7 protein-coding genes are annotated in these 9,522 nt (G+C 53.3%); all 7 read right to left on the bottom strand.

Annotated elements, in window-relative coordinates; genetic code table 11:
• On the bottom strand, positions 1-415 hold a 415-nt coding region (locus GX147_01095), incomplete at its 3' end, for a type I restriction endonuclease subunit R (protein ID NLN59306.1).
• 20 nt (positions 416-435) lie between these two features.
• Positions 436-2,361 carry an ATP-dependent helicase gene (locus tag GX147_01090; GenBank protein NLN59305.1) on the bottom strand — a complete coding sequence of 642 codons (1,926 nt, stop codon included), beginning with the start codon at positions 2,359-2,361 and terminating at the stop codon, positions 436-438.
• Between the two features lie 5 nt (positions 2,362-2,366).
• Positions 2,367-4,097, bottom strand: coding sequence for a DUF2813 domain-containing protein (locus GX147_01085; protein NLN59304.1), 1,731 nt, complete (start codon positions 4,095-4,097; stop codon positions 2,367-2,369).
• Positions 4,094-5,308, bottom strand: a complete 1,215-nt coding sequence (locus GX147_01080) for a restriction endonuclease subunit S (GenBank protein ID NLN59303.1) — start codon at positions 5,306-5,308, stop codon at positions 4,094-4,096. The genes GX147_01085 and GX147_01080 overlap by 4 nt, the downstream gene beginning before the upstream one ends.
• 109 nt (positions 5,309-5,417) lie before the next feature.
• The gene (locus tag GX147_01075; GenBank protein ID NLN59302.1) at positions 5,418-6,893 is read right to left on the bottom strand and encodes an AAA family ATPase; all 1,476 of its coding nucleotides are present in this window, start codon (positions 6,891-6,893) and stop codon (positions 5,418-5,420) included.
• Complete coding sequence (locus GX147_01070; protein ID NLN59301.1) at positions 6,890-9,004, bottom strand: N-6 DNA methylase; 2,115 nt, start codon at positions 9,002-9,004, stop codon at positions 6,890-6,892. Before GX147_01070 ends, GX147_01075 begins: the two co-directional genes overlap by 4 nt.
• Before the next feature lie 314 nt (positions 9,005-9,318).
• The coding region (locus GX147_01065; GenBank protein ID NLN59300.1) for an ADP-ribosylglycohydrolase at positions 9,319-9,522 on the bottom strand (204 nt) is incomplete at its 5' end.

Here is a 9,522-nt window from a genome sequence, read left to right as displayed (position 1 = left end):
GTTCCCGCACGCAGAGGAAATGATTGTTTTCCGGGTGATCGAAATCCACTACTCTCAGGCGCTGCCGCACCCGCTCGCCCTTTGCGCTGCGGAAGGAAACCTGCACCCCGTCCTTGATCAGGTCGTACTTCTCGCGGTTGGTTGCGAGCAGCGTCTGGGACGCGGAGACCGAGACAATCCGGCGGACGGCGTCTTCGTAGGCTTCGGGAGGCAGGCCGGGGTTCAAATCCTCGAGTTTTTTCCTCAGGGTGCGGGACAGCACGACCTCCCGGTCGGAGCTACGGCCCAAAAGGCTATCGGGACCGAAATCCTCAGCATTGTAGGCATACACCGAGTCCCAGCCGAGTACATGCTCCATGTATTCGGCTGTGGTCTGCTGGACGAGGGTGGATTCGGTGTATTTGGGAAGGGCCATCACAGAGCAACCATCCTCGTCTATAGCTCAATTCCCATTTCGCCAAGGAAACGAGAAGGCTGCTTTGTCCACCCCAAAACCTGGGTTGAGAAAGTCAGAGTGAGGCTTTCCTGGGCACGAGTGATGGCAACAAAGCAGTTCCGGCGCTCTTCCTGCATTTCAAGGGAATTATCGCCTTTCTTGACGGCGGCCCAACTGGGAAGTTGATCCTCAACTAGGCCCATTAGATATACGTTTCCGAATTCCATTCCCTTCGAGGCATGTATGGTAAAGCAGGGAACAGCTTCTGGCGGTTTAGGTGGTGTTTTAGATGTGAGGTCGAGTTCATGTAGTAATTGATGCAGGCTCACATCCTCCCCTTCGAATTTTTTGGTTATTTCGGTTAAAAGTATATTCCAGACTTCACGCTCCTCTTCGAACTCATTGAAAGCGTTTTCATCCGGCCGCGATGATTTCTGACAGGCTTCGGCCCATTTCAGCAATTTGTCTGCGAAGTCTAGGTAATTCAACGAAGTCAAAAGCGGCTTGATGTCGGATTCAACCAACAGCCGAGTTTCTTTTTCCAAAAATTCGCTGCGCTTAACCTCAGCAAGCCAAGAACGTAACAAGTCCTTCCCGTCGGCAGATGCGCGGGAAAGTACGGGGGCCAATTCGATGCTGATGCCTTCCAGTTCGTAAAACGCCTTGGATAGCCTTGCGAGTGAATGCTTGTCTTCCGTTGAGTTAACTAAGCGAAGAATGGCATGCAACATCCTCAAGGGAGCGCTTTTGAATTCATCTTTGCGGGCAGCAAAATAGACTGGAACCCCGACCTCCTCAAGTTTTTGTCCAGCTAAGTCCAGAAGCTTTTTGGTCCTGGCGAGAACGGCACATTTTTTTCTCTCTTTAGTATTTCTCTGTGATATGTCTTGAGCAATCCATTCGGCTTCCTTATCTACGTTGCTAAATTGATACACCCGTACCACATCACTACTTTCACCCTGTTTGACCGCCTTCAACGGTTTTTTCCCCGCAGATCGGTTGAGATTTTTTGCAATAAGTGCGTTGGCCAACTTAATGACCAAGGGCGGACAGCGGTAGCTTTCCGGAAGTTGCAGCTCGGAGACACCAAAATCGTCCCTCAACGCCTGAATCCTTTTGGGGCTTGCGCCGTTCCACTGGTAGATTATCTGATCGTCATCGGCCACAACAAAGAGCGTGGTAGGGTCTGGCTGAGCGATAAGCGAAAGAATCTTGTATTGGGTATGGTTGGTGTCCTGGAATTCATCAAGAAGTATATGCTTGTAAACCTTGCGGATATGCTTCGCCAGGAAGGGATATTGGGTAAGGAGGTCAAGCGACTCGGCGATCAGGCTTGGAAAATCAAGAGCGTTTGTTTCGCGCAGCGCTTCCCGATAGGCAGTGTAGACACGGGCCAAAGGAATGGCGTTTTCCACGTTCTCTTGTTGGAGCAGAATTTCCGCTCGATCAGGAGGAACACATTGCTCCAGAAGCTGGGTGACCGCCGGAAGGAGCTGGGCGGCCTTGAAATGGCCGGGCAAGGAATATGCCAAATCCTTGTGAATCCGGCCGAGAACATCATCCAGTAGTGCTTCCCGGTCTGCATCGTTCGAGAGAATCTGAAAATCGGGGCGGAAGTTGAGATGGTTGCCATGCTGCTGGAGTAGTTCGGCAGCGTATGAATGAAAGGTGGTGAGCCGGACCCGGCCAAGTTCGCCGGGAACCAGTGCCTCAACCCTGCTGCGCATCTCAGCAGCAGCCTTGTTGGTGAAAGTCAGCGCCAGAATCCGGAAGTGCTGCCCGGCGGATTGTTCCAAAATTCTAGCGATCCGGCAAGTCAACACCCGTGTCTTACCTGAACCGGGACCGGCCAAAACGAGAAGAGGACCATTGTCCCATAACACCGCCTCACGCTGGTTTTCGTTCAGTGATGATAAATCGATCATGTTTTTTAACCTCCGGCCAGTTGAACAACACGGGTAATAATGTCCCTGATTGTTTGTGGGATGGAATCAACTCCACCACGTTGCCGAATCTCATTCACTAAGGCTTGTGCGAAGGACGGTTTTCCGCCCGATTGCTTGATGGCCGCTTTAATCAGCAGTTTTCTTTTGTTAACCTCGTCGTCCGCAGCCTCAGCCTCAATCTGGCTCTTGCGTGTATTGCTCACCATATTTTGGATAAAACCGTCATAACCATTATGCCAGAACTCATGTTCGATATCGGCATGAGTTAATGCCAGAGCACGATCCGAAAGGCTTTCGTCTGTCGCAAGGTGATTGTTTGCGCGGTTCAAATAATCGTTTCCCGCATGATCTCCGTCTACCATCAAAAACCACTGAATGCCAAGTGCCTTGGCTAATTTTATAAGTGGTTCGCCCTTGTCGATGATCTGGCTTATTTCCAAAACAGAGAAGCTGACTTGATCTTGCAAGTGCCCCATCAATTCAAAAAGCAACAGCATGAGGTGGAAATCCGATTCGCCTTCCACCAGAAGCCAACATCGGGAAAACAGATAATGCCCCCTTGCGAGGCGTATACTATAGTCGATAGCTTGAAGTTCCCGGTCCGTGAAAATCCCGCTCTTCACTTGGCCAATTTTCGTATCCCCATTTTGTTTGTACAGTCTGCGCAACGCCATGAGCGGAACCCCTGAGATAAGATCACCGGAATGGCTCGAAACAAGAATCTGTCCGGACATCGCTTCCAGAAAAGGGCCAAGGGAACGAATCGCAGAAGGGTGAAGGTGCGCCTCGGGTTCTTCCAACGCCAGGATTGGCTCGGATTCCGGGGCATAGGCTTCGGAAAGGTTGGCAACTGCGAAGGCCTGAAAGAGCATAAGCACGGCAAGGCTCTGGGTCCCTTCGCCATGACGGTGCAGAGGAAGTTTAGCGCCACAACTAGATTTCAGATGCACCTGGACTTTTCCAACCATGTCGAAGACTCGGGTTGGGATCGCCTCCAACGCCACGGGATCGGCGGAATCAAGCGGGACAAGCCGTCCGGCATCGGCTATCTTTTTCGTGACCTCAGTCAAACCAGCATTCGCACTGATGACCGATGTATTGACCTCCCGGAGCATTTCCTCGATCTTTTCCCGTTGCTCGTCGGGCAGCTGGATTGATTTTAGAAAACCGTTCCAGAACTGTCCATGCTGCCCGAATTCCCGGGAGACGTCTCGTAGCGCCGAAAGGAAGAATAGGGGCACGAACCGAGAAATCAAATTGAGTGGCGTCGCGTTCTTGAGAAACAATTCCGCTCCATTGGAATTGAGAAAGGTCTTTTTGGTTTCAAACGATGCCGATTCCATCTGGAAAGCGCCCTTGGCTTGCAACCAGATATGATTCAATCCATTTTTCATATCCAACTGAATCACTTCACTCATCTGCTGGACAACGGCATCAGACCATTCGCCCTCCTGTTCCTCGGCGAAATGTAGGGTGATTACGATTGGCTCGGCTGTCTGCGGCGTGACGATTGCATCTTTCAAATGGAAGTCGTATTCGGTGAACTGGCCACCGCGTCGTACGCCGAAACCGCGCGTCAGCACAAGCTGGATAGCTTCCAATACGGATGACTTGCCAGTATTGTTCTCGCCAATAAGCACCGTCAGGTCATCGAGGGGTAGATGAAGAGAACGAATACCTCGAAAGTTTTTTATTGATATCTCTTTCAGTTTCAAACCGACACCTCCCCGCTCATCAGTTTGGGCAGGAGGAGATCGCGGGCTTTGGAAAGTTGGTTAGATTCTCGAACAAGCAAGCCAATCTGCGTGAAAAGTGGAGAGACATATTCATCAAACTGTTGAAGGAGAATTGTCTTCGGTAGTGCAATAACAAATTCATCAAAACACCCAGGTTGAACTCTCTGCCTCCCCGATGAACCAGTCATACTTTTTATGGCTGATTCCCGGAATTCGTGTGTTCTTGCGAGGCAATAGGTGAAAAAAGGACTTACAAAGCGACCGCGAAGAATAAGAAATTCGGTTGATCCGCAGGCAATCTCATCTGCAGCCAGGAAATTTACGAAACCGGTTTTCCCGTTTTCCAGACAGGGTGTAATTCGTGCGAAAAGTACATCTCCGTTTCTAAAGCGGACTGATGTTGATGTAGTTCGAATTTCTGAGTCACATAAATCAATAGTCATATTTGTAGTAGAGAGCCCCGACATCGGAATATACTTTATCGAAGTTCCCTTTTTGACTTTTTCTATCGGATTAAAAGCGATAACTTCGGGAGCGTATTTCTTTTCCCACCCCTCCGGCACGCCGTCAACGATTTTGGTGTGTTCGTGGCCGGGGAAGCGGAGGTGGACGAACCATTCTTTGTAGAGCAGCCGCGCCGCCTGTTCCAGCAGTTGAATCCGCCGCCGGTTGTTCTCGATCAGGTCATCGTAGGCGGAGAGTACGCTACCTATCCTCTGTTGAATACTAAGAGGCGGATAGGGTATTGGAAGTTTTTCGGCATCGCCAACTCGCACGTGATCAACAGTCGCGCCGAAGCCCATACCCTTGAATTTCCCCTGAACCTGTGGTGATTGCAGAACGTATGCCAAGAAGTTCCAATCGAGCTTTTGAGGATTGGGTCGATAGTGGAAAAGCCTCTGACCTAGAAATACTTTTTCATCCTCAGATGTGAATCTTCCCACTTCACCAACGGGAGCTTCTCTTGTGAGAACAACGTCTCCATATCGTGGTTTTGATCGTCTGGTCCATTTTTTGAAAACATCTTCGGTTACGTATCGAACCTCGTTAAGATCTATAAAACCACCTTTAACATTAGTGGTTCGAATCATCTTGAACTCTGTTTCATACTCTACTGTCGGAGCTGTTTTATTAACGCAGTCAACTGCAAGCTCACAAAGGTCACACACTGGTATCAATGGCCAGCTCATTTACAATACTCCTTCAAATTTTCCTTTTCGCCAATGAAGAAGAAAGTGGGGAAAAATAGGCAAGAGGAGAAATCTATCCCAATGGTCCTAAACTTGTCCTCTCCAAGCCTCATTTTTCTTCCTCCAGCGCCGCTTTACCTTTTTCGGTTAGACGGTACTTCTGCATACGGCTTTTCGGTTTATCGGGGATGGTCATTTCTATCCAGTCAAGGCCGAGAAGCCGTCTGATCTGTTTATGCAGTTCACCCGAAACGGTTGCATGCCCGAGCAAACGGGCCAGTTCCGCCTTTCCTGCGGCATTGTCCCGAAGCAAAAGAATGATTCTGCTTGCCAGCCGTGACTCTAGCCGTGACTCTAGCCGTGACTCTAGCCGTGACTCTAGCCGTGACTTTGTTTCGACTTGTGCCTTCTGCTCAGGTTTCGTGCCGTCCTGTATCCGCACGGTTTCTTTCAGAGGAAACACAAAACGGAGGCGCAAGCCAAGCTCCGTAATGTACGGCTCGGGAAAACCGGCGGCCGCAGTCTCCCGAAAGATCCGGGGAACGCCCGACCCCCACTGCTCTATCAGCCTCAGTTCCCGGAACACCCGGGCGATGACGGGGTTGCGTATTTTCGATACGCCGCGGCGCATGTCTTCCACGGTCATTCCCGGCGGCAGTATGCCCGGATTTTCTATCTCGATGCGGTCGTCGAAAAAGGCAACCCGCACAGGGCCGCCCCTCTGGGACCAGTCTGCGTGGACGAGGGCATTGATTACCGCTTCCCGCAGGGGTTCCAGGGGGATACTCCACACGTCCCGGCGCCGGATGTCCGAAAAATCGGCTCCCCGCATGGCGTGTTTTTTGAGAAAGAGCAGAATGGAATCCACAAGTTCCGGCAGTGGTTCTTCCAGTTCGATATGGTCGAAGATCCGGGCTTTGTCCAGCCCCAAAAAGCGGCCGCACTGCGCCCAGCAGTCGGGGAAATGCTCCGTGCGGTTCCGGCCGAAAAGCAGCATGCCGCCCCGCGAGGGGACGATCCTGCCCTGCTCCCTGACAGCCAGCCTCAGGGTCAGGAGGTTCTGCTCGTCTATGGGCCGGATGCCTTCAAAGGCCTTCTTGAGTGCCTCCGTGTCAAGAGCTTCAAGGGTCAGCCCGGGAAGGGGCGTTTCGTCAAAGGAGACGCCTTCGGCCGAGCGGCGCAGTTCGGCGACGAGTTCCCGGTCGGCCTTGCGGTTGGTGGAGCCAAGGCGGACGTACACTCCGTTTTCCGGCCCCTCGGAGCGGAGATAGTGGGGGCGGGAATTGCTCAGGAACACCTCTATCACAAGCAGGGTTTTACCGTCCACGGTGATCATTTCCACACTGGGCACCAGCCTGGGGCTGATGGAGTCGGCAATCAGGCTGCAGAGCCGCTCCTCTTCGTCCAGCGGCTGGTCTATCCCCAGCACTTCCCGGGTTTTGTCCTTCACCCCTATGATCACCCTGCCGCCCGCCGTATTGGCAAAGGCTGCCAGCGTCCGGAGAAGGTTTCTGGGGGAAGAGAGGTCCTGCTTGAATTCAAGGGTCTTGCCTTCGGGGGCCGCAAGCAGTCCGGCATCGGTCATATTCCCAGCTCCTCGAAGTTCTTCTTTATCGCGGCGGCCAGTTTCACGGCCTCGGCGTTCAGGTCTTCCAGTTCGACATGGATTTCCCTGAGGGCTTCTTCGAAATCGAAGTTCTCGTCCTCTTCCTCGGGGGCCACGCCGACGTAGCGGCCAGGGGTGAGGCTCCAGTCGTTGGCTTCGATTTCGGCCCGGTCCGCCAGCTTGACCAGACCTTCCACGTCACGGAGTTTCGCGTCGGGGAAGCGTTCGGTCAGCCAGCGGGCCTGTTTCCAGAAGTAGCGTACCTGTTTGAGCTGCTCAACGGCCAAAGACCGGGCTTCGTCGGCGTCCCTGCGGGAACGGGCGACAGCGCGGGCCGCCCAAACATCGCTTTCCCGGGCGCCGCACCCGTTTTCGCAGGTTTCGACCAGGCGGCAGGCGAGCTTGAAGAGCAGGTCCGTCTGTTTGACTAGATCACGGCTGGTTCCCGCCATAGAGGCAAGACGGTCCACGGCTTTCTTCAGTTCCCCGTTGCCCGTTGTCTGGTGTTTCCCTGCCGCCTGGTCTTCGGCGATAGTTTTCCGGAATGCCGCCGCGTCCCCGGTGAATGTGAGGAGGGCGGGGTCCAGTTCCCGAAGGGCTTCTACGTGGGGGGCGTCGCCGGGCAGTGTGCTAATGAAGGGTTCCGCCGCGCTGCGAAGCCCTTCGATGGATGCGGCGAAATCCGGCAGCGGCTGTACCGTCCCGCCGTTTTCCTCAGGAGCCGAGAAGCAGGATGCTCCTTCTGCCAGCATGCGGCGGCAGTACTCCGCAACGAGGTCGAGGTAGCGTTCGGTCTCTCCCCGGTAGAGCCGGACGATGGCCAGGAGATTCTGCTCCTGTTCCGGCGAAAAGTCGTAAATTTTCCGGGTGACCTTGCGGTAGACATTCCGGGCGTCGATCATCAGAACCTTGTCCCGGTGGGCTTCAGGCTTGCCACGGTTGAGGAACCAGAGCTCGCAGGGCACGGTGCGGGTGTAGAAGAAATTCGAGCGGATGGCGATCATGATGTCCACATCACCGGTTTCCACCAGTTTCCGGCGGACAGCGGCTTCATCCCGCCCGGCGCTGGAGGCCTGGGAGGACATAACGAACCCCGCCCTGCCCCGTTCGTTCAGATAGCTGTAGAAGTAGCTGATCCAGACATAGTTGCCGTTGGATACCTTGCCCTTCCTGTTGACACCGGGCAGCCCGAAGGGCAGGCGGGGATCGTTTTTCACCTTGTCGGCGTCGATCTCGTCCACGTTGAAGGGGGGATTGGCCATGACAAAATCTGCTTTGCGGAGCAGTTCATGGGGGTCCTCGTAGTAAGTGATGGCTTTCTTCATGTCCCCTTCGAGGCCATGAACGGCGAGGTTCATCTTGGCAAGACGGATGGTTGTAGCGTTCTTCTCCAGGCCGAAAAAGGTAAGTTTTTCGGTGGGATTTTCGTGACGCCGCTCCACCACCCTCGCACTCTGGACGAACATGCCTCCGGAACCGCAGGCGGGGTCCAGCACAATGCCGCCGCCCGGTTCAATAACATTGGCGATCAGGGAGACCAGCGAGACGGGGGTGAAGAATTCCCCGCCGTCGTGGGCTTTCTGGTCGGCGAACTGGGTCAGGAAGTATTCGTAGATGCGTCCGAAAACATCGCCGGAGACCCGCTTGAGTTCTTCCGGGTTGAGCGTACGAAGAAGCTGGCCGAGGACGGCGTTGTCCAGTTCCTGGTATTCGTTTTTGGGCAGGATGCCCCGAAGACTCTCATAGTCGGCCTCTATGGATTCCATGGCGTCAATGATGGCCCTGGCCCTGTCGGCGCTGTCCGGGAGGGATACGAGGGTGTCGAACTGAGCCTGAGGGCGCAGGAAGATGGAGCTTTTCTGGGAGAAGTCTTCTTTCGTCAAAGGCCGGGATCTGCCACCTCTTTTCGGGAGCCCCGCCTCGATGCCGTCCTTGACTGAAAGAAACCGGCTGTAGGCATGGCGCAGAAAAACAAGGCCCATCACGGGAAGGAAATATTCGTTGCCGGCGTAGTTGGAGTTCGCCCGCAGGGTGTCTGCCGCGCTCCAGAGCCTCTTTTCTATGGCTTCGATGTGTTCAAGCTTGGGCATTCCTGCGCTTCCTTTCAATATTATTTTTTCGGGTCCTCGTCCCTTTAGTCTGACTTTGGGAAGAGGATCTGTAAATCAGTGTCGAATGTATTTATGGAATTACAGTGTAAAATTACCTAAATATAATATACTCTAATATATTTACTCAGGATATGTTTGTCAAACTGTTTTCAGAAAAAAACCAGAAATATTCTGATCTTTTGGCCCATGTGCGTGTCTCCCTGATCGATAAGGAAGGGAAGTCTATTTTTCACAGAATCCAAAGAACACAGTAACTTCAAAATTTTACCCTGATTTCGGCTAGAACTCTTTTATCAACTTCCTGAAGGGCCAGTGCCCTTCCCGATGAAAGTCTCCCATTCCTCGTACATGGCGCGGAGGTAGTCGTCCAGGTAGGTCAGGGCAGTATTTCGGATGTCATCGGGGATACCGTAAAAGGGTCCGGCGATGGATCCGGTTATTGCGGCAAGGGTGTCTGTGTCTCCTCCAAGGGAGACGGCGTTCCGAACGGCGTCCTC

It is taken from the genome of Deltaproteobacteria bacterium (genome assembly GCA_012522415.1).
Classification (GTDB): Bacteria; Desulfobacterota; Syntrophia; order Syntrophales; family JAAYKM01; genus JAAYKM01.
Note: the sequence above shows the minus strand (reverse complement) of the source record. Positions and strands in the feature narration are given on the sequence as shown.

Excerpts from the sequence above, each read along its gene's own strand:
- GX147_01090 (NLN59305.1), bottom strand. The coding sequence starts at position 2,361 with ATGATCGATTTATCATCACTGAACGAAAACCAGCGTGAGGCGGTGTTA.
- GX147_01080 (NLN59303.1), bottom strand. The coding sequence starts at position 5,308 with ATGAGCTGGCCATTGATACCAGTGTGTGACCTTTGTGAGCTTGCAGTT.
- GX147_01075 (NLN59302.1), bottom strand. The coding sequence starts at position 6,893 with ATGACCGATGCCGGACTGCTTGCGGCCCCCGAAGGCAAGACCCTTGAA.
- GX147_01070 (NLN59301.1), bottom strand. The coding sequence starts at position 9,004 with ATGCCCAAGCTTGAACACATCGAAGCCATAGAAAAGAGGCTCTGGAGC.